Origin of the sequence: Pseudoalteromonas galatheae, from assembly GCF_005886105.2 — a bacterium.
GTDB classification, from domain to species: domain Bacteria; phylum Pseudomonadota; class Gammaproteobacteria; order Enterobacterales; family Alteromonadaceae; genus Pseudoalteromonas; species Pseudoalteromonas galatheae.
Genome location: NZ_PNCO02000002.1, coordinates 364,087 through 390,445, shown reverse-complemented (window position 1 = coordinate 390,445; position 26,359 = coordinate 364,087). Strand labels below are relative to the sequence as shown.

Genomic DNA, 26,359 nt, shown 5'->3' with positions numbered 1-26,359 from the left:
CGTCAATCACTGGTCTGAACAGCTTCTGATACCGACCATATTGAACAATTTTTAATTGTAATTAGATTATTCTCTGACAAGCTAGAGGGGCTACAATTTAACCCTTAATAGGAGCAAAGGATGAGGTCCCTAAGTCTATTGTTTGCGCTGGCATTACTTGCGGCGTGTAGTTCAACAAGTCCGGTAAGTGTAAATACGGTTACAGGTCCCCCAACCAATCTAACGGTTGAAATTACGGATGTCACCAATACCGATGGTCAAATGCTGGTACTGTTATTTGACAACAGCGCTGACTACCACAGCGACAAAAATGTGAATGATCCTGATGCTAACTTTTTTCGCAAATTGATTGTTACGCCGCAAACGCCCAACACCAGAGTCACTTTTGAAAACGTACCTGCAGGTCAATACGCTATTCAGGTTATCCACGACGAAGATAGTGACGGTGGCATGGATCGAATGATTTTCCCATTTATGGGGATGCCTAGTGAGCCTTACGCACTGTCAAACAACATTCACGATAGCTTGTCAAAAGGCGATTTCGAAGAGGCTTTATTTACTGTAAAGGCCCCTGACACTAAAATTCAGCTAGTCCTCTCCACGCATTTATCAAAAATGACAGGGCTGTAATACTCTATAACTCACAGATAATTCTACGCCTGTGAGTTATCCTCTCAAGTCATTACATTTGTCATTTTATTTTCTGACAACCCTCACTCACATCTCACCTTAAAGCAAAGCATACTGCAAATCGTACAGTTAAGTAGGAGCGAAGACGGTGAGCAATGCCATTGAGTTATCAAATATCAGTTTTGCATACGACAATACTAAGCCGATATTAGCAGATCTAAACCTTACGCTTGAACAGGGTAAGGTATATTCCATTCTTGGCCCAAACGGCGCAGGAAAAACCACCTTGATCAACATAATGCTCGGCAGACTAAGACCCACGTCAGGACGAGTTTCTGTTCTTGGCCACCAACCTGAGTCTGACTTTTGCCGCCAGCGCGTGGGTGCCATGATGCAATTAGGCGGGCTACCTCTGCAAACCAAGGTGAGGGAGTTTCTGGCGTTATTTGCAAGTTACCATCAAGCCCCAATTCCATTAGAGAGTTTAATTTCACTCTGCCAATTAACACCATTTTTAGAACAAACTTTCGATACGTTATCTGGGGGGCAAAAACAACGACTGTTTATGGCAATTGCACTCGTAGGCAATCCCGACATTGTTTTTTTGGATGAACCTAGTGTTGGTATGGATGTAGAGTCAAGACAGCAGCTGTGGCAGGCCGTACGCACGTTAAAACAACAAAGTAAAACGGTACTCCTTACCACACACTATCTTCACGAGGCAGAAGCATTAGCGGATGAATTGTTAGTTTTAAAAGAAGGAAAATGTACCAAGCTTAACGACATACCTGAACTTGCCAGCACCTATCGTCGGTCACAAATCAAGTTCACCAGCGACCTGTCTGCTGCAGCACTGGTTAATGCGATACCTATGATAGACCTGAATATTAAAGGCGATCAGTTCACTATCTTGACGGATGAGCCAAATCATATTTTGCAGCAGTTATTAGAGAAATTTTCTATTCGCAATTTACATGTAGCCCCAATGAGCCTCGAAGAGGCTTATTTATCACTGATGAATGCGAGGAGCGCTTAACCATGATAAACACTGCATCTTTTATACTTGAAAGCAAAACTGAACTTTTGAGCACATTTAGAAGTAAGGGTTTTGTGATCCCAGCCACACTATTTCCTTGCTTGTTTTATCTTTTCTTCGGCGTGGTGTTCAGTCATGGTGACTCCCATAACTATATGTATATCAATTATCTGATATTTGGCATGATAGGACCTGCGCTATTTTCCTTTGGCGTTAACGTCGCCCTTGAAAAGCAAAATGGTTGGCTGATACTCAAACAACTATCTCCCGTTTCTCCCTATCAGTATCTGCTCGCAAAGTGTGTGAGTGCGACGGCTTTTTCATTGCTCGTAGCCTGCCTAATGAGCTTACTGGCATTATTTTCCGTCTTGTCTTTAAGTTTAGCTCAATGGTTACTCGTGGTTACAATTACCCTACTCGGCACCTTGCCTTTGTGTATGTTAGGGTTGTTAGTTGGGCTGTCAGTGCCAGCAAAAGCGGCACCTGCGGTGGTTAATTTAGTTTACCTACCACTTTCGCTGCTTTCAGGTCTGTGGCTGCCTATCGGGCTATTTCCTGAAGCAATGCAATGGTTTGCTTGGCTGTTGCCAACTTTCCATATTTCCCAGTTAGCGCTTTCGACCATCGATGCAACTTTGGGTTTTCCTGTTTACCTCCATGCGGCCGTCTTAATTACACAAACGCTAGCATTATTTTTTGTCGCGCAAATAAAATTTAAGCAGGCGTAACAGGACAACCAAAAGCGCACGGTCCCAACCCTGTGCGCTTTTATTTTGTCATTACTTACTTTCTTCGAGCTTACTATCAATACTGAATTTACCAGCACCTGACGCGGCAAGTGCGAGAAAACCACCAGCCATGGCAATATTTTTAAAAAACATTAAGAACTGCATTTGGTCGGCCAGATCAAAGTGAAACAGCAACGCACTGACAATACTAAACCCCGCAAATGCAATTGCTGTCAGTTGAGTAAATGCTCCCGCAAGAATGAAAAGCCCTCCTATCAATTCAAAGGCTATAACCAATGGCAGCAGCTCGCTTGGTAATCCACTTGAAGCCATGTATGTAGCATTACCTTCGAAGTATTGGATTTTATTAATCGCAGCCAGTATAAAAATGGCTGATAGCCCTACTCGACCAAATAAAGATAATACTGATGCCATTGTACTGTTCGGTTTAATGATGTTAATTAGGTTCATGATACTTTCCTCGATAAATATAGACTGTATTGGATTGGCTCTCGGTGATGAGCCGTTGGAAGAAAGTATACGTTCGCTTTAAAATAATTAAATTAGTAAAAAAATCATGAATCATTCTATTAAAAAGAATTAAAGCTATCCAAACAGATTCGCTTCCAATAGGTAGTCAATCACCGCCCGTGTCCTAGGTGGAATTTGTTTACGCGATGGATAAATGAGAGAAAACACCAGCTGCTCGCTACTTAACTCTGGACAGATCATTTGTAACTCCCCACGCTCAACTTCTTGCTTCACAGTAGAAGGCAATAACTGCGCAACTCCTAATCCTGCTACTGTCATTTGTTGTAACAACATAGGAGAATTGCACCAATGCACTTGAGTTGGTGTAAAGTTTATGGCTTCACCACCACGATAAAATTGTGTCATCCCCGTTGATTTAGCCTGCTCTAACAGTAACCAAGGTAACTGATTTAGCTGTGTGTCTTTGCTTGGTAAACCATGCAATGCTATCAGTTTAGGACTTGCATAGAGCTTAAAACATTCTTGATGTAATTGCCTTGCAACCAATGCGCTGTCTTTAGGAAAGCCAACCCTGATAGCGAGATCTATTTGGTCATTAATAATATCGCGCTTGTTATCATCAACAATGATATTTAATTGGATCTTCGGATATCGCGCCGTGAGCTCAGGTAGTTTTGGTAACAGAAATTTATGTGCGGTGTCGTGTGTTATGGTTATTGAGACCATACCATGAGGCTCTTTGTTATCTAGTAATACCTCAACATCATCCAAAATAGCGTGTAATGAATGTGCTTGAGCCAAAATGTCACGCCCCTCTCGCGTTAGCGTGAGTTGCCTCGTGCTACGCTGCAGTAGTCTAACGCCTAGCATAGTCTCTAACTGAGACACTTGTTCACTCACTCTAGAACGGCTAGTTGCGAGCTTTCTAGCGGCTTGAGCAAAACTTCCCACATCCACAACCGTTGCAAATATTGCTAAGAGTTTTAATGCATTTAAGTCTATTGTACTCAATTTCAGAACTCACCATATCGAATTAACCCACTTATGATAACAAAAATTACCACCCATAATAGCCACATCCAATACATTCTCATTTTAAAAAGAGGTATACATCATGATCGCAATCACAGGCGCAACAGGTAAATTAGGTCAATTAGTTATCGAGTTTTTGGCACAGAAGATACCAGCCAAACATATTGTGGCTCTAGTCAGAGATCTCGATAAAGGAAAGGCACTCACCAATTTAGGGGTCACCGTAAGGCAAGCTGATTACGACAAACCGCACACACTTGACGCAGCACTTGCAGGTGTTGAAAAACTGCTGCTAATCTCCGGCAACCAGATCGGAAGCCGCACACCTCAACACAAAGCAGTTATTGACGCCGCTGTGAAAAACCAAGTGCGCTTAATTGCCTATACCAGTATTTTGAATGTGGACGATTCACCACTGGAGCTGGCTAAAGAGCACAAAGAAACAGAGGCTTATTTGAGGGCAAGCGGCGTGGCTTATAGCATGCTGAGAAATGGATGGTATAACGAGAACTACACTGATTTAGTGCCTGTATTTACAGCAAATAATGCCATTACCTCAATTGCGCCGCAAGCTCAAATCAACAGCGCCGCTCGTGCAGACTACGCACTGGCTGCTGCCACCGTATTAAGTAGCGCTGGCCATGATAATTCAGTCTATGAACTGGCTGGCGATAACGCTTTTACAATTGAAGGTTTGGCACAAGCTGTGTCAAAGCATACTCATGTTGAAGTAAAAGCAAAGTTTGTATCTGATGAAGAATATTTGGTCCACTTGGTTGATCTAGGCGTGCCAGCAACTTTTGCCGCATTACTGGTTGACGCAGAGGCACAAGCGCAAAAAGGATATTTGGCAACCCAGAGTAATGCGCTCAGCCAGTTGATTGGTCGCCCGACCACAAGTGTGGCCCAGTCGCTAGTTGCACATTAAGCGCATAGACCCAGTGTACAAGCTCCCGCTTGTGCACTGAATCCTACTCGGTCTCAGCTTTGCCCTCTAGCGTCGATACAAAAAGGTCTCGACTGACCAAAAAGCCACAAATGCTTACTACGACTAGAAAGATCCCGTACATAGAGCCAATATAAACCCAATCGCTTTGGCCAAACCAAAGACTTGCACGAGTCCCATCATTAACCAATAGAATGTTAATAAGAGACAATGTGATCACGCTGCGAAAATAAATCGGTTTATCCATGTGGCTCGCAAACGCTGCGATAATGAGGGAAAATAAGCACAGATAGAAGCCCATTACAGAAAACGCACCAGGTTGTATACTAGGGTAAAATGCGATGAGCGAGAGTAATACAGCAGCCCAACCGGTAGTTTTGTATATCATTATCAAGTCCTTTGAAAATGTTAATAAATGTTCGTTATGTAAACAGGATGGAGTATGAGGTAATACTCGTAATTACGCAACTAAATGATTATGAATATTGACTGATATGACCTTTATTCCTTAGTTTTAAACCTATATAACTATCTTTAACTTAAAACCTAAGTAAAAAGCATTAATTAAAAATTGATTTCATAACTATCAAGACGATAGTGCAACTGAAACTCTTGTCTTTAGCTGCGGTACACTGTCTTTTTCAAACCAATCGTGCTTTTTTAACCAGATTTGATTGCGAGGACTTGGGTGCGGTAATGGCAGATGACTTTGGCTGGAAAAGTCAGCATTTTTAACCACCTCAGTTACCGATGAATATTGCGTTAAGTAGCACTTTTGCGCATATTGCCCAATAAGTAGTGTCAGCGACACCTGATTGAGCGTAGCTAGCACCTGGTGATGCCAAGTTGGCGCGCAAATTTTCGGCGGTGGTAAATCTCCAGACTTCCCTTTACCTGGGTAACAAAATGCCATTGGCATAATGGCAAATAGATCTGGGTTATAAAACTGCGCTCGACTTACACCAAGCCAGTCTCGCAATCTATCTCCACTAGGGTCATTGAACGGCTGGCAGGTTTGATGTGCTTTTAATCCCGGTGCTTGACCAATAATCAACACTTTAGCCTTGCAACTGCCTTGAATAATAGGTTTTGCCCCCATAGGAAGCGTTTTATCGCACAGCTTGCATTGCCTAACACGTTCAAAAACTTCCATCTTCCCTTATTTATTTTACCCAACATCACCAAGGATCATTATGGCATAACCATATTCAAAACCCCATTTAACTAGCAGAGCTTAGAGTACTTAGTCGTTAAAACAACTCCACTCGACTTAAAACAAGTGCGAATCACTATCATTTAGATGCAAATTATTGGATAATATTCTATTACGTTTGCTGTCTTTTAAAGGGGTGCTATGCCTAGTCGGGATAACACAAATCATAAGGCTATTTTATATAAAGCTGAAGTACTAGCACGCTTTTTCATCGCTATTTTCGGCGGCTATTATGTGACCGTTTTAGCTTCATCTTTATTGGCTTTAACTTTACCAACTACGCGCCTAGATGCGCTTTTATATGCATTAACAACCGGCATCGTCTTTTACGCCATTGTCTTTATTTGGGTGTTTGGATGCCGCTCTTTTAAAAAGGTATTTCTTGGCATGATCGGACTACTTTGTATTCTCTACGGAACTTTGACGCATTTTGGAGGCTCCCTGTGAGAGAGTCATTTTTTCGTAGTATGACTTGGTTACACACTTGGGTGGGTTTACTCGTTTGTTGGTTGCTGTTTTTAATCTTTTTTGCCGGTACTGCGAGCTTTTTCAGACATGAGATCAGTCTATGGGCGCAACCAGCAACGCACCATTTACCTCATTATGAAAGTGCCCAACAAAATGAAACGGTCAAAAAGAGTATCGAACGGTTTCAAGAGATAGCGCCAAACGCCGAGTCTTGGCGTATTGAGATGCCAACAGAGCGTCGCCCCAGCTTGCTATTGATGTACTCCGAAAAGCCAGCCGAAGGAGAAAGGCGCGGAAAACGTCACTCTGAGTATCTTGACCCTGTAACGCTGGAGGCGCTTCCTGAGTTTAGGGAGACCAAAGGCGGTAACTTTTTCTACCGACTGCATTTTGATTTGCATTACATGAGCGCAATTACCGCGCGTTGGATTGTTTGTTTTGCAACTCTGTTTATGCTAATTGCGCTTATTTCTGGCGTGGTGATCCATAAGCGCATCTTCAAAGACCTATTCCAATTTAGAAACGGGAAAGGGTTGAGAAGCTGGCTTGACGCTCACAACGTTTCTTCAGTAGTGGCATTACCGTTTCATATTATGATCACTTACACCGGCTTAGTAACGCTTATTTTTATGTTACTGCCACAACCTGCAGAACAGCGCTTTGAAGATACAAAAACGCTCAGAGCCGAGCGCTACCCCTTTCTTGCTGAGATCCCTGAAACAGGACAGCCACTAACGGATCTAGCATTAAACAAAGCATTAGATCATTATTTTACTAACTCTGGCGACGCACCACTTCGCCGCATTGTGATTTCATCACCAGGAGACTCAGGTGCAACGATAAAGCTTTATGCCAATGCTCAACGCGCCGTGCAGGACGATCCACCAAGTTGGATGTATAGCGCAGCATCAGGTGAGTTGTTAAAAACACACAATGTGACACTGTCTGGCGCTGAAAATCTCTACGGCGGAATGATAGCACTGCATACAGGGCGCTTAGCAGAGCCGCTTTTGCGTTGGCTGTACTTTATCGCGGGATTGGCAGGCTGTGCCATGATTGCAACGGGTGCTGTTATGTGGGCAAAAAGACTGCGCCAAAAGCTCAAAGGTGGTGACAAGCCGGGTGTAGGCCTTAGGCTTGTGGAGTCGCTCAATTTAGGCACCATTATGGGACTACCAGCCGCAACGGCAATGTTCTTTTATGCAAACCGTTTGCTTCCAATGGAGTTATCGAGCCGTGCAGACAAAGAAGTTCTGGCGTTCTTTGTTACCTGGGGAGTATTCACTCTGGCCGCGCTCTTTAAGTCGAATAGGCTCGCGTGGCTGCTATCTGCGAAAGTGAATGCAATCGTGTGGGGCTTACTGCCTGTCGTAAATATGCTGACCACAGAGGGCAACCTTGTAAGCTATTTCATTAATGGTCAGTGGGTATTATTTGGTTTTGATGCAATAGCTATTGGTATCGCTATCGGTTTCTTAGTTCAAGCTAAAAAGCTCGGCAGTACCAAAGCAGCTCCAACGACACCACGTCGCCAAGCAAAGCGCGAGGTAACTGCCTAATGGAATGGCTAACGTTTTTACTTTGTCTACTTGCGTTTATGGGTTTTGCAGTAGCAAAACCCAATCACTATAAAGAAGTATTTGGCACACGCCCAAAAGGTAACGTAACAAGCCAATTAACCATTGCCAGCTGGCTTTGCCTTTGCGGAAGTTTAGCATTGGCCCTTACAACTCAGGGAACCTACGGTAGCTTAGAGTTTATTGGTTATACGACCTTAGCTGTGCTACTCCTTGTCGTTATCTTTGCAACTAAACCGAGTTATTTCAGATCACTATTTTACCTAGTCATCATAGGTATGCTGGTTAGTACGCTGTACTGGATCATATTTTAACTAAGGCGCCATCTTTGGCGCCTTTTTAGATCATTATTTTACTAACACTTTTCCATTAAGCTATTGAAACCACACCACTTAGCATAAAATATCAGCAACAATTGCGCTATACACCGCAAATTTACCAACTCAATTACGATATTGTTAGTAAAATAGTGATCTACCCAACTAAATTCTCCTCATTAGTTAGTAAAAATATGATCTATTAATCTATTTTTAGAATTAGCTTGGTAAAATTCTGATCCAAGAGGCTAAAGGAGTTGGGCCCGTTAGTTAAATATTGATCCAACCCCTCAACAACAACAATCTAAGCCACCATCGTCGACTTAAAGCAAAAATCACACTCGATCTTTACTATCCCTATGTAGAGTAAATTCTTTTATTTTTGCCATCTATTTGAAAATAAGAAGACCACCGATAAGATTAACTACGCTCCATTGTTGGAACAGCTTTACCAATAATTCAACGCAAAATTGCAGTTAGTAAAATTAAGATCTGCAAGAATAAGCAAAGTACATTGGTAACAATAATTGCCAGCCGCTGAAATCTCAGCCCGTACATCAGCCAAAAACTAAATACCAGAACATACCCGATTAAAAACGTATAGGACAAGTTGGTTGGGCCTTGGCGCTCAAGTTCACTGAATAGCTGACCTAATAATGCGATAAACCCGATACCGCCGAAGAGCACACCGGCGAAATCCCAGTAGGTATCTTTCGTTTGATAAAAGCCTGTCAGCCATGTTTTCATTTGCTTACTTCCTCTGATAAGTAGATATCCTTATAGTGATTGATACGGGCAACAATATGGTCATGTTGAATGGTACAAAAACGGTTAACTACGACTACTTCACAGCCTGCGTTAAGTGCGGATCTTACCCCTTGATCTGAGTCTTCAAATGCAAGACATTTAGAGGTTGCCACTCCCAGTCGTTTGGCCGCCAATAAAAATGGCTCAGGGTGAGGCTTACCTTGCCCAACATCATCTGCGGTAATTAATATTTCAGGAATAGATAAACCTGCTGTGGTGAGTCGTGCAATTGCATTATGACGATTTGCAGAAGTTGCAACGGCCCACTTGCGTTGCTGTGCTTTTATTTCGCTTAAAAACGATTTAGCGCCGGGAATGGCTGTTACGGTTTGGGCAAGATCGGCTTCTGCTTGTTCCAACAGCTCGACTTCATGCTGGCAATCTAAATGCGGAGTAAATTGTTCTATAAAGTCTTTGAAACGTGCACCTCTGCCCGTAGTTAATACCATTTCTAAATCGACATGATGTTTCTCACACCAAGGCGCGACGGCCTGTCGTACTGCAACTTCAGAATCAACAAGTGTGCCATCCATATCGAATATCAATCCCTGATAGTGGTTCAGGTTGAGTGAATTTAGTGCCATTTTTACTCCTTATGATAATGTTTCATGCACAAACAGGCATTAACCTATATTAAACCAGCTTTACAATGCATATTCGTGCAAATAATACGCTTGTATCTCGATCTTTTTCAAGTAAAATTACGCAAAAACATGCAGGAACATGCAATGCTATTAGCAGAACGTCATCAATTCATTCTTGATCAGCTTAATTTACAAGGGCGGATCACCTCTGTGTCCTTGGCGCAAACGCTTGATGTGAGCGAAGACACAATCCGTCGGGATTTAAACAAGTTAGCTGAACTTAAGCTACTACGGCGTGTTCATGGTGGTGCTTTAGCGCTGCAGGATAATACTCCTGACTATATCGAGCGTTTAGATAAGCCCGATACCAGTAAAATTCGTTATATTGAACCTGCTTTAGCGATGCTCGTGCCTGGACAAACGATAGTGATTGATTCTGGCGAGACATGCCGTTATTTGGCTCAGCACTTACCTAAAAATATGCCGCTGACGGTGGTTACGGGTTGTCCACTAATCGCCAAAGAGCTGGCCTACCATTCATTAGTGGATGTGATTGTGTTAGGCGGTCCTATGTTTAAACCTGCAATGCGGGTGGTAGGCATGACGGCGATCGAAATGGTGAAACGGATCCGTTTTGATATTGTTTTTATGGGGATTTGCTCGTTCCATATTCACCACGGTTTTAGTGCAAGCTATATCGAAGAAGCGGAGATCCTCTCTGCGACTATTCGTCAAAGCGATCACACTGTGATTATGGGACCGAGCCATAAACTAGATAAAGTCGCTACTTATCAGATTGTTACCGCTAACGAAATTAACACAATTATTACCGATGAAGAAATCAATCCAAGCTTAAAAAAGCAGATTGAGTCGCTAGAGATAGCGCTTACTCTGGTCTAGGTTAATACGGAGCTACTGGGTTGCTTGAGTAGCCTACTTACGGTTGAACTAAGCAACCGCCCCTTTAAGGCTTTAATAAGGCAAAAATGTGATTGTTGTAGAAACGCTCATTTTTAAATATAGCGCGTTTTAACACCGCTTCTTGCTCAAAACCTGACTTCTCTAGTAGCTTCATTGATGCATGATTGTCGTCAAATACGGCGGCAAAGATCCGTTCAATACTGGTCTCGTTAAATACCTCTGACGTAATGTGTAAAATGGCTTTATGAGTAATTCCTTTACGCCAATGACTTTTTGCGAGCCAATAGCCTATTTCACCAGAGCGCTGATATTCAAACTCGCCAGGATTAACACCTATACAGCCGATAAGCTGCTGACCATCGCATATCGCTCGAATATGGCCGTGTTTACTTCCCTCATTTATCCACCATATTGCATCTTGCTCGGTGTAAGGTTGCGGAATTTTTGTTGATAAATACCGAACAACATCAGGATCGTTCAAAATCGCGACTATATTGGCGACATCATTGGCTCGGAATGGTCTTAGCTTGAACATTGAACTCCCTTCAAATCGATTTTAGCTTATATTCATCAATAAGTTACCACTCCTTATTGTGGTATACAAACCTTGTAATTGAGATTGCTTATATTGTTTTTATTTCGTTTGCCCTAATAAAGAGAGTGAGATCACAAATTAATTGCAAGGATTAGGAAGAAAACACTATGGATAAAAATACCTTAATTGAGTCAGTAACCGAGTACTTTAAAAAGGTTGATGCTGGAGACTCTAGCTATTTAGACCTATTTCATGATGAAGTAACGTTCTTTTTTCCAAAGTTTGGTGACGCCGTAGGTAAACAAGCATTACTTGAATTTGGTGATAAAATAGGCAGCTCACTAAACAGTATTTGGCACGATATTGCACATTTTAATTTCATCGTGTCGGGAAAAACAGTAGTTGTTGAAGGACAAGAAGGTGGAGTAATGCGTGATGGCACACACTGGCCTGATAATCAAATTTCGTCTGGCCGTTTTTGTAGTGTGTTCGAATTCTCTGATAACTTGATCACAAGAATGTACATTTATGTTGACCCAGACTTCTCAAGTCAAGATAGTGATAGAATTTCAATATTATCGCGCAATGTTGAATGTTTGGATAAAGAAAAGAATAGCTGTTCTATGGTTTTCTCTGACAGTGAAAAAAACACCTTACTTGCCCTCAAGGGAATCGGCCCTACGGTGATAAAGCGTTTTGAAGAAATCGGTATTTGTAGTTTAAGCGAACTTGCGACCTATGAAGTTGAAGAAATTGCTGAGCGGGTCGCTTCTATGTTGCGAACAACTTGTTGGAAAAACAGCCCACAGGCCAAAGCTGCGATTCAAATCGCCATCACAAAGGCACGTGAAATGAACTAGCGTGTAAAGCCCCTTTACAACAGGGGTTTACACAGTGAAATTTACCTACTTTAAAGCAAGCCAATAAGTATCTTGTATAGGTTTATTTAATGGTTTGCTAAGCAACAGCCTCCACAAAGTTGAGATCAAAACGTCCGTCTGGATCTTCTACTTTGATAAGCTCGTTAAATGGTCTATTTTTTAGCGCCTTATTTTCAGCGAAGAGGTCTGACAATAGTGGTTTAACTTCGTTTCCGCATAGCGCTTCGGCGAGTGCTCCATGAGAAAGCTTGAATAACAGATCCATGTTCTCATCTTCATCTTCAGCGAGCTCTAGTTCCTCCCAACTCTCAAAAATATCTCTTAACTTAGCGACTTCTGGGCAGTCCTCTTCAAAGTCAGATAAAATAATAAATTCATCTGAGGCAACGTTTTTATGCTGTTCAAAATGACTTTCCGGCAGGCTGTAGATATTCCAATTTACATCGTAATGCCAAAACTCAACAGATAATAACATATGCGAGTAGGCGCTTTGATTTACATAAAACTGTAGTTCGTTGATGCGCTTTTTAATAAGTGTAATTAAAACATTTTCATAGGCTTCAATAAGCGTATTTTTATCAAACATAATGTATCCTAACTGCGGTCTTAAATGCTAAGACCACGCTCTCCTAAATATGATGTGCTGGCTATATGCCACTCTACTACGTATACGTGAACCTATGCTACCGCACTAAAAGCGATTTATCCAAAACACGCTAATTTAACCATCTGTTTACTAAAAACGCCAGCTTAACGACAGCAAATATAGTCTAAGTCTAACGCAAGCATGAAGATCAGAATAAGTTTGCTATTTCGTTATAGAGCCACTGGACGATAGGTCCTTTACTTTGGTCTCTACGTTGTACTATACCCATTTCGACAATTAGAGGGTTAGGAATATGCTCAGTTGACAGCTCAACGAGTTCGCCCATATACCACGGCGTGTTGACAACATGCTCAGGTACCAACGCCCAACCAACCCCTCTAATCACTAAACCCATGATGTAATAGTAACTATCGATATGCCAGTGACTTGTAGATATGGCTTGTGACTGAGTATTTCCAATACGATCACGTATTACAAGCTGTCGATGCAGATTTAACTCCTCAATACTCGGGGCTGGGTGTTGTGCAAGCGGATGATGAGGGGAGCAGACCAAGACTTGTTTAAAACTGCTAATTGAGGTGAAATCCAGCGATTCTGGTAATGGTTTCTGGTGAAATAAAATGCCTATCTCAGCCCTTTCTGCACTCACCCATTGCGCAATATCGTCTTGGGAGCCGTTGATAATAGCTAATTTTAATAGCGGAAATTGCTGAGCTAGTCGTTCAAACAAAGACTCAAATGCGATGATGGGTACAGCTTCATCCATAGCAACGGTGAGAGACACCTCTTCACCATAATTAAGTGAATTGGCTCTTGATTGCAGTCGCTGACATTGCATAAGCACCGCTTCGGCTTCTTTAAACAGATCGAGACCAGCTTGATTTAACACCGGTAGTCTGGCTGAGCGGTCAAAAAGTGCAAAACCTAGATCAGCTTCCAGATTGGCAATTGAGGTGCTGACACGAGATTGCGCTTTTCCCAAATGCCTTGCCGCAGCTGAAAATGACCCCAGCCTTACTGCGGTGACAAAGGCTTCAAGTTGATCGAGTGTCCAATGCATAACGATTAACCCATCCGAATTTCGGATGGATACTAACTTTGACCAATCTCAATTGCAAGGATAATAACCACTTTTCACGCTTAAGGATTTCATCATGTTGTTAGATTCAACGAGCAAAACACAAACTGAGGACGCTAACGTTACCCGCACTTTTTGGCGCTACACCATCCCTGCCGTTGTCGCAATGATGGTCAATGGATTGTACCAAATCGTCGATGGTATTTTTATTGGTCACTACCTTGGTGCTCAGGGGTTGGCCGCTGTAAACCTTGCTTGGCCCATTATAGGGATCATTATCGGTTTTGGTGTTCTAGTGGGGATGGGATCTGGTAGTTTGCTATCGATTTATCGTGGTGCTGACGACAATACAAACACGCAGCAATTGATAAGCACAAGCTTTTGGCTTATCGCCATGTTGACTGTGTTTGTAATAACTATCCTTGTATTATTCGGACCGACACTACTAGAGATACAAGGTGCTTCAGGTGAACTTTTACACTCCAGTTTAGACTACTTACAGATATTGAACTGGGGGGCCGGGGTCACAATCGCAGCAGGTGCATTACCATTGCTACTAAGAAACAATGGTAAACCGGAAATTGCAACGGCTTTGCTGATTGTAGGGGCGCTCTGCAACATAGTACTCGATTATTTTATGATTGTAGAATTACGTTGGCAACTACTCGGCGCTGCACTTGCTACGCTAATTTCACAAGGGATAGTTGCACTTGGCGCGCTTTACTTTTTACTCAACTCCTGTGGAGAAAATAAGCCGAGAGGGGCACTTAACCTCTCTCTAATCTTCGAAATATTTAAGCAAGGCGCTGCAGGGTTGGTAATGTTCTTGTATTTTGGCTTTATCATTGCGTTACATAACAAGCAGTTGCTGATATTTGCCAGTGAAGTTGAGGTGGCGGCTTTCGCTGTGGTTGGTTACCTTGGCGTTATTTACTATTTTATTGCAGAAGGTGTGGCCAGTGGTGTCCAGCCGCCCATCAGTTATTATTTTGGAGCTGGCCTTTACCAGCGCATTCGCACTATGTTTAAGCTAGCGCTCAAAGTGAGCTTGGGTTTTGGTGTGGTGATGGTAACGGTGTTTTATCTATTTCCGACGTATGTACTTGGGCTCTTTAGTGAGGATTTAGCTTTGCTCAACGCGGCCGAGCGTGGTTTGCAGCTACATCTATCCACGTTATTCTTGGATGGCTTTATATTTCTTACCTCAATGTACTTTGTTGCGGTTGGCAAAGGCGGTAAAGCCTTGGCTATTTCGCTTGGAAACATGTTGGTGCAATTGCCGTTTTTATACGTATTACCTTTTTGGTTTGGTGTTGATGGGGTGTGGCTTGCGGTACCTATTTCAAACATCACGTTAACTGTTATTATCATCCCTCTGCTTTGGCGTGATTTATATCAGTTAAAGCATGCAGATATGGAAGCTACGTCAGGTGATAAGCAGTGCGCTTAATACTGAGGCGCTTATTTTAAGCGCCTTCTTGGCGTTATCTTTGCCGTACGTAGTAATTTTTTACCACGCAATCTAAATATCTCACAGCATTCACATGTTTAAATTTAAGCGGCTCATTTAGTGTTCCGAATAAAGGTGTTCCACCACCTAAAATAGTTGGAATAGTTGTGATTATTAGCTCATCAATGAGATCTTGTTGTAGAAAGCTTTGTATGGTTTTTCCGCCATCAATGTAAAGGGTTTTAAAGCCCTGCTGAGCAAGTTGTTCGACGATATCTGTCAGTTCACCTTGCACAAGCGATACCTTATCCGCAAAGACTTTTGGTACCTCTTTAAGTGTATTACTCAATACAAAAACAGGTTTGTTGTATGGCCATTCGCAATCAAACCCTTGGATTGTCTCAAAGGTATTTCGCCCCATGATGATGGCATCTACACGGGCCATAAAATCGGCGAACCCCAAGTCTAAACCTTCAGGGTTAGGTAATTCGTGTAGCCAGTCTAAGCGGTTATTTTTATCCGTGATAAAGCCGTCGAGGCTTGCCCCAATATAGACGATATTTGCCATTTTATACTCCGGTTGAACCCTATACCATTTCAAGATAAAATAAATTCTACACTGTAGAATTTATTTTATCTTAGCGAGAGTAAACAATGAGTGTCAAGGATAAAAAGCGTGGCCGACCGCTAGCGGAAGATGAAGCACTAAGTCAGGAGCGGATCATACAAACAGCCAAATTGCAGATGAAGGAAAGTAGAAAAGTGCCTAGTATTCGAGCGTTGGCGAGCTGCCTAAATGTCGATGCAATGGCTATTTATCACTACTTTAAAAACAAACAGGCTCTGCTCGAGGCTTTGACTTGCTCTTTAGTCGATGAAATCTATGAACCTAGCTGCGCTGAAAAGTGGCAAACAGAACTACAACAGCTCAGTGCAAGTTATTTACAGCTACTCGACGACTATCCAGGATTGTTAACTGTGCTACTGTCAATGGATTCTGTAGGTCCAGCTCAAGTATTTCAAACTCGATTTGAGGAGATCACTCAATCGCTTGATTTACAAGGACAGGCACAACAAAATGCGATTAACTTACTGGTTGATTATCTACATGGTTTTGCTCTTGCTATGGAGTGCAACCCAGATAGAGAAGCGTTAGATGCCTCGATGACAAGCGGTGCAATTGCATTAATCTGTAAAGCGATTGAAGCTTAAGTGTCATTGCGTTGTGGTGTTGTAAAGGGGCATTACAACACACATAGGCACACTACCTGTTAGGGAAGCTTGAGATAACGATTGGGAGTGGTGCCGATTATTTCTTTAAAATCTCTTATAAGATGGGACTGATCGGTATAGTCCAACTGAGCCACAATGTCTGCCATTGTGCTCGTATCGGATTCAAGCATTGCAAGCGCTTGGTGCAGGCGATACTTCCGAATTAGCCATTTGGGACTAAAGCCGATGTAATGTTGGCAGAGCCTTTGTATTTTTCGTATTGGCATGTCGCATTGTTCGGCCAGTTGCTCAACCGTAAAAATATCGCTGCGATCTTGTAAGGTGTTGAGAATATCTTCAGCCATAGCTGCACCTATGCTTAAGGGGGGTGTCAATGGCATTAAAAACTGTGATAGTACTTTTACCCGCTCTGCATCATCATTCGCCATCGTTAATGGAGCAATAAGTGAGCTCGACGGTACATCGCAGAGAGACTCCAAAGAAAAGGTTTTGTCTATACATGTCAAAGGGGTGATATCAAATTGCTCCACTAGGGCACCGACCCTAAATTTAACCCCCAAGATCTGTCCTTTTCCGCGCATTGTGTAATCGTATACTTTGCTTACAGGACCAATAATTTTTATTTCATTACTGACTAGCAGCAAATGAAAGTTAGGATCTGGTAGGTTTCTTTGTGTATGGGTTTTATTATCCGGCAAACACCAGTCGACAAACCAAAACTGCTCGATAAGACCTACTAACTCTGTAGATGGGAAATACCGTCTGAGCTGGTAATTTGGCGCGCTTTGTTGTTGGTGAAGTACGCCGTTAATTTGGCTATGGTTAGATTTCATCGCTGCCTTGTTATGGATAAAGCTCTTCGCTTGTTGTCGCGTTTTTACAATACCAATTTGAAATCGCGTGCTAGATTTAAAACAAGCTGCATAAAACTGCAGAGCAAGGTCAAACTTTTCCACTATAAAATTAAGGGATAAACGATGCAACTAACAGGTGTGTACGAAATTATCAATTGGCAAGAAACCACAGAAAAACAATTTGATGATGGAGCTAAACTCTCAAAAGCCGTGGTGAGCCTCAGTTATGAAGGCGAGATTGAAGGCAGTAGCGAAGTTTATTATCTACTTCATTACACCGAAGCAGGAGATGTTGAATTTAATGGCTTTGAGGCTGTAACAGGTTGTTTTTCTGGACAACAAGGTAAAATTGTATTGATGCACAGCGGCCGTTTTAAGCACGGGAAAGCACAGAGCAATTTTACCGTGGTACAAAGCGACGTTGACAATATCGCTGTGGGTGACAAAGGATCATTTGAGTCAACTGAAGGCAAAAAAGCAAACTACCAAATAACACATAACTGATAGCTTCAATGTTATTGCGCTAGGCTAAGTAGCGGTGTCTTCTCATGTCTAGCGTGTACAGCGCATCAACTAACTCAGCAAAGTGACTAATGACGACATCTGCTTGCTCTGCGTAGTGAGGTTTGTCATTGGGGGCAAACAAGCATGACGGCATATTGGCGTTATGTGCCGCCTCTATATCGTAGAGGTAATCGCCAACATAAACACATTGATAAGGTGGCACTTGCCAGGTCTGAGCAACTTGCAGCAGTGCGGCAGGGTCTGGTTTGGCTGGCGCGTCATCCCTCGTTAAAATCAATGGGATTGGCAACCCCGCTGTTTTAAGCTTCAATCGCGCCGCTTTTGCAAAGTTTCGGGTCACAACGGCTAGTGGAATTCCCATTCTCGAAAGTTGTGCAATACACTCCTTAACTCCAGGAATAACATCACAGTGCTGTGCATCACACAACTCATGCTGGTGGACGATGTTCATAGCTTCTTCACGCATGTAAGGTGAAGGTAATGCACTGATAAAGCTGAGTAAGTCTTGTCCCACCGGACAGCCTATTTGTGCCCGAATAAGTGAAAAATCGAGTTCAGATGTCACTAGGGTGCCATCTAGGTCAAAAATGATGCCTTTAACCGGTATCCTATCCATTTTTAATATCCTTTGGTTTCGCATATGTACTGCGTAGCCCTACTTAAAGGTAGGTACGTAATTGAAGTTTGTAAAGATCAAGGCGATGGAGTTTTGCTTTTGCGAGATAAGTGGCTCACCGATGAAAACAGTGAGCCACTTTTTAAGCCTGACAAGTGCTTTATGCGAGTTTGCGTAGTAGCCCTTGCGTGTTTTGTTTCATGGTGTTCGACACCATAAAGTAACCAATCACGGCAACGAACGCTGCGCCTGTGGCTGGCCCTAACAGCCAAATATAAGGGTGAAAGCGACCATCCACATCAAACGTTTGAACTTGGATCACAAAAAGTGCAATATCACTGACCACAGCAGCCACCAGCCCTGCCAATCCGCCAAGTAATAAAAACTCATAAAGCGTGGCGAGCTTTATTAAACGACCTTTAGCACCGAGCGTACGTAAAATAACGATTTCCTGCATACGTTCGGCGAGGCTTGCCTGAACCTGAGAAATTAGTACCAAAGAGCCACTGATAAGTACAATACTCAGCACAAAGCTAATCGCCAATGAGACTTGAGAAATCATCGACTGTGCCTGTTTAAGCTGGCTCTGAATATCTATCATGCTAATTGTTGGATACGCTTTCAAGAATTGACTAATCACCTTAGTGTCGGTTGTTTCAAGCTTCGCGGCAGTAAAGTAAGTCACTGGGAATTGGCCGACGATTTTATCATTAAATATCATCACAAAATTAGGCTTCAGCGACCCCCAGTTGACACTACGTAAACTCGTCACTTTAGCTTCAAGTGTTTGACTATTGATTAGGAAGCTAAGCGTGTCCCCCACTTTTATTCCTACTCGCTCTGCAAGCCCCTGAGCAACGGAAACTTGAAGCGCATCAGAGTCATCAAACCACTTGCCATCGACTACTTCATTGCCCGCTGGCAATTCATCTAACCAAGTAAGATTGAGCTCACGCCCTACCCCATCACGAGCATCTTCGTCTTTTTCTTCACCTTCTTGCAGTGAGACTCGGCGTGCAAACTCTTCACCATTTAACGCGTTGACACGACCCAAAAATACGGGATAAAAATGTTCATGTTTGATGCCACTTTCATCGAGTTTGCTTTGCATTGGCTGAATTTCTTGCTCCGTGATGTTGATAAAAAACGCATTGGGCGCGTCTTCTGGCACTTGCATCTGCCAATCTGAGATCATGTCATTTTTTAGCACCACTAAAAACAACATTAATTTGATAGCAAGGGCAAAGCTAATGAGCTGTACCGCATTTGCATTAGCACGCTTTTGTAGTGTAGCAATGGCAAGAGACCAACTTGAGCCTGGGCTCAACCCCAGTTTCCTACCCGCTGAAAATAATAGTCGTGAGATCACGTACAACACGACCATCAGTAGCAAGGTTGCGCCGAATAAAATCGCGGTGATCTTAATGTCACGACTAAATAACCACATCAATCCAAAGATAGTTAAAACTGAGAGTGCCATATGAATTCGACTAATCGCGATGGTATCTCCAAGGTTGCGTCTTAGGACGCGTAGCGGCGGGATATCAAACAAATCTAATAGTGGTTTCAGTGAAAACATCATGGCGCACACCACACCCACGGCAATGCTCAGCAGCCAAGGCCTAAACCCTGCTTCTGGCAAAGCTGTATCCATAAAGTTAATTAGGTAAGAGGCACCAACATTTTGCAGTCCATAACCAATGACGAGACCAACCACAACAGAGAAAAAGGTCACTAAAGAGAGATGTAAAAGATAAATTCGGCGAATAGTTTTTCGGCTACCGCCGAGTGTTTTCATCATGGCGACGGGGTCATATTGACGTTCACAATAGCGCTTTGCAGATACCGCCATCGCCACAGCAGCAAGCATGATCCCAAAAAGCCCAGCAAGGAGCAAAAAGCTCTCTGAGCGAGCTAAGTTTTCACCTAAAGGTGATTGTCTGTCTTTTATTCCCTGCCAAGATTGATTGCTTTTGAGTTGCGGCTTGAGCCAAGTGTAATACTCTCCCAATTGTTGCTCTGAGCCCGAAAATAGTAGGCGATAAAATACCCGACTACCGGGTTGAATGGCTTTAGTCACCGGAATATCATCATAATTGATGAGAACGCGTTTGTTACCCGCCAGCGAAAAGAAAGGCGCATCAGGCTCGTTAATGAGCACCTTGCTCACGGTAAATTGCCCTGCCCCTATTTCTACTTCATCACCAATTTTTAGGCCTAGTGAGTAAAAGAGGCCTTCGCTAAGCCATACATTGCCCTTCTTTGGGGCAGCTTGTATTTGGTAATTCTCGCCCTCTAAGCTGTCTCTTAAAGTAAGCTTGCCTCTAAGCGGGTATGTCTCTGTTACGGCTTTTAATGAGCCAAGTATTAACTCATCGTTGGCAAATAACATAGAGTCAAAGTAAACTTGCTTGGCGGTATTTAAGCCAAATTCTCGTGCTGTAGTTAATACTCTGTCGTCAAAATCATGGTTGCTTGAAAGCCGCCTATCAGCAGCGATAAAATCAGCGGACTTTTGTTCTATGTTCAACCGGATCCGCTCAGTAATGGAAGACAAGCTAAACACAGTCAATACTGCAAGCGCAATTGCAGCTAAAATGATGGTTAGCTCGCCTCGTCTAAACTCCCTAGAGAATAAAGTAAGTGCTAACTTAAACCACATTGACTGCTGCTCCTTGTTTTATTACTTCTAGTTTCCCAGCTTCAATATGAATAATGCGGTCACACTGTTGGGCGAGTTGCTCATCATGAGTAACGAGCACTAAAGTGGTGCCATTCTCTTTGTTTAGGTCAAACAGTAAACGTTCGATAAGATGGCCGTTTTTACTGTCTAAATTGGCCGATGGTTCGTCGGCGAATAAGATTTTGGGTTTGCCAACAAAAGCTCGGGCTATGGCCACTCGTTGCTGTTCGCCACCCGAAAGTTGTGAGGGATAGTGCGTAAGACGATGAGACAAGCCAACCTTTTCTAATAACTCTGTTGCTTGATTTTTTGCACCTTTGTCCCCAGCTAATTCAGCAGGAAGCATCACATTTTCAAGTGCCGTTAAGCTCTGCACTAGCATAAATGACTGAAATACGAAGCCGACTTTTTCTGCTCGCAGCTGAGCTCGAGCTTCTTCATCCATTTTTTGCAATGATTCGCCATCTAAGTGAACTTCTCCTTTGGATGCGATATCTAAGCCGGCAAGTAAACTAAGTAAGGTTGACTTACCAGAGCCAGAAGCGCCAACGATAGCCACGGACTCTCCTGACTTGACAGTGAAATCGATATCACTAAGGATAGTGAGATTACCTTCGACGGTAGAGACCTGTTTAGTAAGGCCTTTTACTTGGATCATATTTAACTGAGAAAGCACTGACATGAAGTACTATTTCCTAAAGTTGTTGTTCATACTTGTTATTGTAATGGCGCCATTAAGCGCAAATGCCAAGCAAAAACTCATGATAGTTGGTGATAGCTTAAGCGCCGCTTATGGCCTGAAACAAGATGATGGTTGGGTTAAATTGTTACAAAATAAATACGAAACAGAACAAAATCCGATCGAAATTATCAATGTTAGCGTTAGCGGTCAAACCACAGGTAATGCTGTGGCAAAAATAAGTCAGCAATTGAAAACGATTTCGCCTACTCATGTATTAATCGAATTGGGTGGTAATGATGGCTTGCGCGGCTTTCCTATAAAAAGGTTGAAGGCAAATCTCACACAACTAGTGCAATCTAGCCAACAAGTAGGTGCTAACGTTGCCGTAATGGAAATACAAATTCCTCCGAACTTAGGTCCTCGTTATACCAGTATGTTTACCGAAAGCTACCAACAAGTAACTGAGCAAACCAATAGCTATCTTATGCCTTACTTTATGCTAGAAGTGGCGGACAAACCGGAATTAATGCAAAGCGATAACCTACACCCAAATAAAGAAGCACAACCCCTTATTCGTGACTTTATGTACGAAGAAATCAATAAATGGCTAGCAAAATAAGTATATATCGCACAAAAAAACCCGCTAAGATCGCGGGTTTTGGTGTGTTTTAGTTTGAAACTTGAACGTATAGCAACTACTTGAAGTTTGCGATGCTTGTTTTAGTCGCATCCACCGTTTTCCAAGCATATGATTGGCCAACTACACCATAAGGCACGCCGCCGAGAGACCAGTTTGGGTTAGAAAAATAGTCATACTGTGTTGCGCTACCAAATACATGTGGATAAGCCATGATACTTGCGAAATTGTCTTGAACACCGTGGCCCATACCATCAACGTAAACACCACCGCTGGTATCACCTTGCTTACGAGAGTGTGTAAGGCCTTGGTTGTGACCAAGTTCATGAACAAATGTTGTTGCACCACAATCGATACCTGTAATGCTGAACATGCGGTTGTTCATACTTGAATATAAATTACCATTGCTACCTTGACCTACCCAAGCTAGACCACATGTAATGTAGTTACCATTGCGCTCACCTGTACCAAGTACAGCAACCATATCTGCACGCCAAGTGTTGCGTAGGTTAGCTACATAATTACTGTTAGTAATGCTGTTTAACCATGCACTGGTTGGAGTAATATTATGATTACCTAGATTTTCGGTACCAGCAAGACGTAGCTGCAAGTCGATACCATTTTGGCTGTAAACTTGATTTGTAAATGCAATCAGCTGATTGATTTTAGTATTAATGTTTGATGTAGCTGCTGCTGATTGATCAGTATAAAGAATACCGATATCAATGGTGACTGCTGATGCACTTGCAGATAGTGCGAGCGCTGTTGCCAGCGACGCTGCCTTTACTGTTGTATTCATTGTTTTTCCTTTCTTTTAATTAACGTTACTTTTGGGTTGAAAAATATCTTCCTTCACAGAAACTGAGTGATGTTCTGTTTCATCATGGCTATCATGTGGATGCAGTTCTTCTTCTTTATGGGAGCGGTAAAGGTCTCGCTTTGCCGCAATCCAACCATATTGGTCTTTTGATTCAAATACATAGTTGCCACTTGGTGCCGTGAGCTGGCCATATACGGCGTCTTTGCCCACAGTTAAAACGGTAGTATGGAAGCGACCATCAGCACCAGTTACTTTACCGAATACGCTTTTGTCGCCGTTTCCCGCCAGAGATATACCAGTCACCTCTGCTACAAATGACTCTTGTGTTTGCGGAATAAGCAATTCAAAGTTGTCGCCACCTTCTAATTTTCTGAGTGTCGGTAAATCAAATTCAATATAAGCTTCATTGTTTAGGTCCTGTGGTAAAACCTTTGCGGCTGAAAGCACTGCTTTTGCTTGCGTCGATACTTTATTCACAGCGTAAAAGTCGTTGCTTTTTTGTATTGGCGGTGCCGCTGCGATGACAGCTTGCTTAGGAGCAAGCTCGAGGGTATCAAGCGTAGGCCTTGTCTTAAGCTCATCTTCCGAGTTGTTTGAAACTTGAATTATATTTGCATATGGGAACTGAGCTTCTGGCATCATTTTCCAAAAAGCTACTCCAATAAAACCAACAAGTAATGCAACAATGAACCATCGCATAATTCACCACGAATACGTTAATAAGTGGTGAAATACTATTCATGATGAGGGTTTATGATCAACTTTTAATTTACTAAAAGTTTTCATTTTGATTTGCTAAAGTTAAATATCTTCATGATATACATATATAAATCACATTAACAAATCTTTACAATGTAGTGTGATTAAGTGTGCTACGTAGTATAGTTGTCACACCAATGTAACTAGACTAAATTATTCAAAACCAATTGATTAGATTAATTTTATTTTTTCTATAAATAACATTATTTATCCGTTAGCTTCCATCTGTTTGATTTACATATTTAAAGTTTATTGCCTTAGCTAACGATTTTATTCATAGCCCCGATGCATGTTCTGGGTATTTTGCCATTCGTTTTGAAAATTGTTGTTTAACTTGGTTAAGTAATTGATCAGGGCTGAGCTCTGCAGCATTGTCAATTGCAGGCATAACTACAAAAGTTTTACTCCGATAGTCTATTGCCATAGGTACAATGGGGACTTCGGCAGATTGTGCGATATGGATAAAACCTTTTTTCCATTCTGGGGTGTATTTACGAGTTCCCTCAGGGGCCAAGCCCAAAATCAATTTTTCGTTGGCATTGAAGATATCGCGAACCTGCGTGACCATACCATGAGGTGTATCTCGCCTAACTGGAATACCGCCCAACTTGCGTAATAACCAGCCGAATGGGGGGATGAAAATGGTGTGCTTACCTAGAAAACGAATTTCAACATCAAGTGAAAGCTTGACGGCGATGCCAATAAAAAAGTCCCAATTTGATGTATGTGGCGCGACGGCTGCTACGAATTTGTTTTCACTTGGAAAGGTGCCAACTATCTTCCATCCCATCGCTTTGAGCATTAAGTTTCCAAGCTTTCGACCGAAAGGGCTGTTTGAGCGCGGGATATTAGGTGGAATATTGATCAAGACAATGCCCTTCTTTATTTTTTATTTGCTGGCAATGGATTTATTCTAACTGAAAATTTTGGCTAGCAAAACGTAGGTAGCCATTACCCAAAAAAGAACCAACAGCTGGATAAGGAGGAGCTTTTGAAGAGCGACTGAGTTGTTAGCTTTTGAATCCCATCCAAGCCCTAAGTAACCTGAAACTCTATAATTACCGCCTTACTAGCTACCAATTTTAGCGCTAGCCGCGTTGAACTTCCTTCCTTTAGACAACTATTGATGCGTAAATTTGCCTTGCTGACAGGAAGTAGCTTCCTTAGCGAGAGCAGGGCGCGGTATTACCTCTAAAACTCTCAAGCTGGACAAGAGTAGAAGTTAAAGTGAGTATTAAACACAACGAGTTAGCTGATTCCTTATCCAAGGATCAGGTCAAGCTAACAAAACTAATAGCTCTCGTTTCAACAGTTTGTCACTCAGGATAAGCCCTAGTTGGGTGATATACACTGGTGGATAGGTTGCCAAGTATATTTGGAGTTAAACAGAATATCCCTTGTATGACCACTCAAGTTTGGGTTTTGAAGTTTTAATGCTTTTCTATCGTCAAATTTTGCTTTTGTAATGGCTTCACGGGTAATTGGGTGACCGAAAAACAGCTTATCAAATGAGCCATCCTCTATGGCTTTATTCAGTCCATAAGAGAGGCGCTCCTTGAGCCGACGGTTATTTTTATTGACGAAAAAGTACATGGCAGTGGGATAGCAAAACGCAAATCTGGACTCTACTACGGTACTATTCATGCTTAGTAACTCAGTCCACGGTTCATGAAGTGCGCGAGGGAAGAGATCAAAGCGTTTCTCTTGTAGCATGTCTGGTAATAAGGAGGCTTTACTGGTAACGACAATAAAGCCGTTTTTCTCATAGATTGAGGTATCGGGCCAGTCAATACCGCTGCCTAGCGTGAAACTCATTAATTGGGCTGGCGAATTTAGTTGAGAGAGTCGTTCTTCAGTATCTTTGTGGATAAGAAATAAACGCGCGCCCATCATCCCTTTTAATAGCGGCACATATATCGTGGCTAAACTCTTTTCCCTCTTGATTGACGTCATACTCCAGTGAACATCTAAGAGCTTCCCTTGTTCAACAATCTCCAAGGTGCGTCCTTGTGGAGTATGATCGAACGAGTTTTCACTTAGTTGGTAAGCGCCATATTTATCACGGCTCTTATTTAAAGCCAGTCTTAACAACGCGATGTAGTAGTCTTGTTTAGGATCAGCAAATTCTTTAGAGATGTTATAGCGCACCAGATCGCTTGCACAGATGCTGTATGACGTTAGTAATATAAAAGTCAAAATCAGCTTTGTTGAGGCCATCATTCCTTTCCCTCATCACTCATTAACAATA

The 26,359-nt window shown here is 42.4% G+C and carries 31 protein-coding genes and 1 pseudogene; 14 read left to right on the top strand and 18 right to left on the bottom strand.

Features of this window, described 5'->3' with window-relative positions; genetic code table 11:
• Nucleotides 1–120 precede the first annotated feature (120 nt).
• From CWC29_RS19765 to CWC29_RS19755, 3 genes are all read left to right on the top strand, one after another.
• Nucleotides 121–630 carry a DUF2141 domain-containing protein gene (locus tag CWC29_RS19765; RefSeq protein ID WP_128726991.1) on the top strand — a complete coding sequence of 170 codons (510 nt, stop codon included), beginning with the start codon at nt 121–123 and terminating at the stop codon, nt 628–630.
• A 148-nt stretch (nt 631–778) separates the two neighbouring features.
• A complete protein-coding gene (locus CWC29_RS19760) occupies nt 779–1,666 on the top strand; it encodes an ABC transporter ATP-binding protein (RefSeq protein ID WP_138521245.1) in 888 nt (295 codons plus the stop codon).
• A 2-nt stretch (nt 1,667–1,668) separates the two neighbouring features.
• Nucleotides 1,669–2,394 carry an ABC transporter permease gene (locus CWC29_RS19755; protein WP_138521247.1) on the top strand — a complete coding sequence of 242 codons (726 nt, stop codon included), beginning with the start codon at nt 1,669–1,671 and terminating at the stop codon, nt 2,392–2,394.
• 51 nt (nt 2,395–2,445) lie between these two features.
• Here the strand turns inward: CWC29_RS19755 and CWC29_RS19750 are convergent, their stop codons facing one another.
• Nucleotides 2,446–2,865: a DoxX family protein gene (locus CWC29_RS19750; RefSeq protein ID WP_138521249.1), complete on the bottom strand. Its 420-nt coding sequence runs from the start codon at nt 2,863–2,865 to the stop codon at nt 2,446–2,448.
• A 135-nt stretch (nt 2,866–3,000) separates the two neighbouring features.
• Entirely contained in the window at nt 3,001–3,897 is an 897-nt protein-coding gene (locus CWC29_RS19745; RefSeq protein WP_138521251.1) for a LysR family transcriptional regulator, read from the bottom strand.
• Nucleotides 3,898–4,000: 103 nt separating this feature from the next.
• Here CWC29_RS19745 and CWC29_RS19740 point away from each other — a divergent pair, with 103 nt between their 5' ends.
• Nucleotides 4,001–4,846, top strand: coding sequence for an SDR family oxidoreductase (locus CWC29_RS19740; protein WP_128726996.1), 846 nt, complete (start codon nt 4,001–4,003; stop codon nt 4,844–4,846).
• Nucleotides 4,847–4,889: 43 nt separating this feature from the next.
• On the opposite strand, the gene CWC29_RS19735 is transcribed toward CWC29_RS19740, so the two are convergent.
• A complete protein-coding gene (locus CWC29_RS19735) occupies nt 4,890–5,252 on the bottom strand; it encodes a hypothetical protein (RefSeq protein WP_128726997.1) in 363 nt (120 codons plus the stop codon).
• Between the two features lie 198 nt (nt 5,253–5,450).
• Nucleotides 5,451–6,017, bottom strand: a complete 567-nt coding sequence (locus tag CWC29_RS19730) for a uracil-DNA glycosylase family protein (RefSeq protein ID WP_138521253.1) — start codon at nt 6,015–6,017, stop codon at nt 5,451–5,453.
• 201 nt (nt 6,018–6,218) lie between these two features.
• On the opposite strand from CWC29_RS19730, the gene CWC29_RS19725 reads away from it, so the two are divergent.
• From CWC29_RS19725 to CWC29_RS19715, 3 genes are read left to right on the top strand one after another with little or no spacing between them, the layout of a single operon-like run.
• Entirely contained in the window at nt 6,219–6,524 is a 306-nt protein-coding gene (locus CWC29_RS19725) for a hypothetical protein (RefSeq protein WP_138521255.1), read from the top strand.
• On the top strand, nt 6,521–8,104 hold the full coding sequence (locus tag CWC29_RS19720; protein ID WP_138521257.1) for a PepSY-associated TM helix domain-containing protein: 1,584 nt from the start codon (nt 6,521–6,523) through the stop codon (nt 8,102–8,104). Before CWC29_RS19725 ends, CWC29_RS19720 begins: the two co-directional genes overlap by 4 nt.
• A complete protein-coding gene (locus CWC29_RS19715) occupies nt 8,104–8,436 on the top strand; it encodes a DUF3325 domain-containing protein (RefSeq protein WP_128727001.1) in 333 nt (110 codons plus the stop codon). The genes CWC29_RS19720 and CWC29_RS19715 overlap by 1 nt, the downstream gene beginning before the upstream one ends.
• Nucleotides 8,437–8,898: 462 nt before the next feature.
• Here the strand turns inward: CWC29_RS19715 and CWC29_RS19710 are convergent, their stop codons facing one another.
• Together CWC29_RS19710 and CWC29_RS19705 are read right to left on the bottom strand one after the other, a co-directional pair.
• A complete protein-coding gene (locus CWC29_RS19710) occupies nt 8,899–9,186 on the bottom strand; it encodes a hypothetical protein (protein ID WP_128727002.1) in 288 nt (95 codons plus the stop codon).
• Nucleotides 9,183–9,830: an HAD-IA family hydrolase gene (locus CWC29_RS19705; RefSeq protein ID WP_138521259.1), complete on the bottom strand. Its 648-nt coding sequence runs from the start codon at nt 9,828–9,830 to the stop codon at nt 9,183–9,185. Before CWC29_RS19705 ends, CWC29_RS19710 begins: the two co-directional genes overlap by 4 nt.
• 144 nt (nt 9,831–9,974) lie before the next feature.
• Between CWC29_RS19705 and CWC29_RS19700 the strand changes: the two genes are divergently transcribed.
• On the top strand, nt 9,975–10,730 hold the full coding sequence (locus tag CWC29_RS19700; protein WP_128727004.1) for a DeoR/GlpR family DNA-binding transcription regulator: 756 nt from the start codon (nt 9,975–9,977) through the stop codon (nt 10,728–10,730).
• A gap of 64 nt (nt 10,731–10,794) precedes the next feature.
• Here CWC29_RS19700 and CWC29_RS19695 read toward each other — a convergent pair whose 3' ends face one another.
• Nucleotides 10,795–11,286 (bottom strand): GNAT family N-acetyltransferase, encoded by a 492-nt coding sequence (locus tag CWC29_RS19695; protein ID WP_128727005.1) that lies wholly within the window; start codon nt 11,284–11,286, stop codon nt 10,795–10,797.
• Nucleotides 11,287–11,453: 167 nt separating this feature from the next.
• On the opposite strand from CWC29_RS19695, the pseudogene CWC29_RS19690 reads away from it, so the two are divergent.
• Both CWC29_RS19690 and CWC29_RS19685 read left to right on the top strand, forming a co-directional pair.
• A pseudogene (locus CWC29_RS19690) lies at nt 11,454–11,870 on the top strand (nuclear transport factor 2 family protein); the annotation flags it as partial.
• Between the two features lie 39 nt (nt 11,871–11,909).
• On the top strand, nt 11,910–12,146 hold the full coding sequence (locus tag CWC29_RS19685; protein WP_128727138.1) for a helix-hairpin-helix domain-containing protein: 237 nt from the start codon (nt 11,910–11,912) through the stop codon (nt 12,144–12,146).
• 97 nt (nt 12,147–12,243) lie between these two features.
• Here the strand turns inward: CWC29_RS19685 and CWC29_RS19680 are convergent, their stop codons facing one another.
• Nucleotides 12,244–12,753: a hypothetical protein gene (locus tag CWC29_RS19680; protein ID WP_128727006.1), complete on the bottom strand. Its 510-nt coding sequence runs from the start codon at nt 12,751–12,753 to the stop codon at nt 12,244–12,246.
• A gap of 208 nt (nt 12,754–12,961) precedes the next feature.
• Nucleotides 12,962–13,834, bottom strand: coding sequence for a LysR family transcriptional regulator (locus tag CWC29_RS19675; protein WP_128727007.1), 873 nt, complete (start codon nt 13,832–13,834; stop codon nt 12,962–12,964).
• Nucleotides 13,835–13,928: 94 nt separating this feature from the next.
• Between CWC29_RS19675 and CWC29_RS19670 the strand changes: the two genes are divergently transcribed.
• Nucleotides 13,929–15,302: an MATE family efflux transporter gene (locus CWC29_RS19670; RefSeq protein ID WP_128727008.1), complete on the top strand. Its 1,374-nt coding sequence runs from the start codon at nt 13,929–13,931 to the stop codon at nt 15,300–15,302.
• Nucleotides 15,303–15,336: 34 nt separating this feature from the next.
• Here CWC29_RS19670 and CWC29_RS19665 read toward each other — a convergent pair whose 3' ends face one another.
• A complete protein-coding gene (locus tag CWC29_RS19665; protein WP_128727009.1) occupies nt 15,337–15,870 on the bottom strand; it encodes a dihydrofolate reductase family protein in 534 nt (177 codons plus the stop codon).
• An 86-nt stretch (nt 15,871–15,956) separates the two neighbouring features.
• Here CWC29_RS19665 and CWC29_RS19660 point away from each other — a divergent pair, with 86 nt between their 5' ends.
• A complete protein-coding gene (locus tag CWC29_RS19660; protein ID WP_138521261.1) occupies nt 15,957–16,514 on the top strand; it encodes a TetR/AcrR family transcriptional regulator in 558 nt (185 codons plus the stop codon).
• Between the two features lie 59 nt (nt 16,515–16,573).
• Here the strand turns inward: CWC29_RS19660 and CWC29_RS19655 are convergent, their stop codons facing one another.
• Nucleotides 16,574–17,368, bottom strand: coding sequence for a helix-turn-helix domain-containing protein (locus tag CWC29_RS19655; RefSeq protein ID WP_235956693.1), 795 nt, complete (start codon nt 17,366–17,368; stop codon nt 16,574–16,576).
• A gap of 144 nt (nt 17,369–17,512) precedes the next feature.
• Between CWC29_RS19655 and CWC29_RS19650 the strand changes: the two genes are divergently transcribed.
• Nucleotides 17,513–17,893, top strand: a complete 381-nt coding sequence (locus CWC29_RS19650; protein WP_138521263.1) for a DUF3224 domain-containing protein — start codon at nt 17,513–17,515, stop codon at nt 17,891–17,893.
• Between the two features lie 19 nt (nt 17,894–17,912).
• Here the strand turns inward: CWC29_RS19650 and CWC29_RS19645 are convergent, their stop codons facing one another.
• From CWC29_RS19645 to CWC29_RS19635, 3 genes are all read right to left on the bottom strand, one after another.
• On the bottom strand, nt 17,913–18,530 hold the full coding sequence (locus CWC29_RS19645) for an HAD family hydrolase (RefSeq protein ID WP_138521265.1): 618 nt from the start codon (nt 18,528–18,530) through the stop codon (nt 17,913–17,915).
• Nucleotides 18,531–18,690: 160 nt separating this feature from the next.
• Entirely contained in the window at nt 18,691–21,192 is a 2,502-nt protein-coding gene (locus CWC29_RS19640; protein WP_138521267.1) for an ABC transporter permease, read from the bottom strand.
• On the bottom strand, nt 21,182–21,895 hold the full coding sequence (locus CWC29_RS19635) for an ABC transporter ATP-binding protein (RefSeq protein WP_010376092.1): 714 nt from the start codon (nt 21,893–21,895) through the stop codon (nt 21,182–21,184). The genes CWC29_RS19640 and CWC29_RS19635 overlap by 11 nt, the downstream gene beginning before the upstream one ends.
• Between CWC29_RS19635 and CWC29_RS19630 the strand changes: the two genes are divergently transcribed.
• A complete protein-coding gene (locus CWC29_RS19630; protein WP_138521269.1) occupies nt 21,894–22,514 on the top strand; it encodes an arylesterase in 621 nt (206 codons plus the stop codon). The genes CWC29_RS19635 and CWC29_RS19630 overlap by 2 nt on opposite strands.
• Nucleotides 22,515–22,590: 76 nt before the next feature.
• Here CWC29_RS19630 and CWC29_RS19625 read toward each other — a convergent pair whose 3' ends face one another.
• The 4 genes from CWC29_RS19625 to CWC29_RS19610 form a co-directional block, all read right to left on the bottom strand.
• Entirely contained in the window at nt 22,591–23,331 is a 741-nt protein-coding gene (locus tag CWC29_RS19625) for a reprolysin-like metallopeptidase (RefSeq protein ID WP_128727016.1), read from the bottom strand.
• 15 nt (nt 23,332–23,346) lie between these two features.
• Nucleotides 23,347–24,051 (bottom strand): hypothetical protein, encoded by a 705-nt coding sequence (locus CWC29_RS19620; protein ID WP_138521271.1) that lies wholly within the window; start codon nt 24,049–24,051, stop codon nt 23,347–23,349.
• A 334-nt stretch (nt 24,052–24,385) separates the two neighbouring features.
• The gene (locus CWC29_RS19615; RefSeq protein WP_138521273.1) at nt 24,386–24,979 is read right to left on the bottom strand and encodes a 1-acyl-sn-glycerol-3-phosphate acyltransferase; all 594 of its coding nucleotides are present in this window, start codon (nt 24,977–24,979) and stop codon (nt 24,386–24,388) included.
• A gap of 464 nt (nt 24,980–25,443) precedes the next feature.
• Entirely contained in the window at nt 25,444–26,331 is an 888-nt protein-coding gene (locus CWC29_RS19610; RefSeq protein ID WP_138521275.1) for a hypothetical protein, read from the bottom strand.
• Nucleotides 26,332–26,359: the final 28 nt, after the last annotated feature.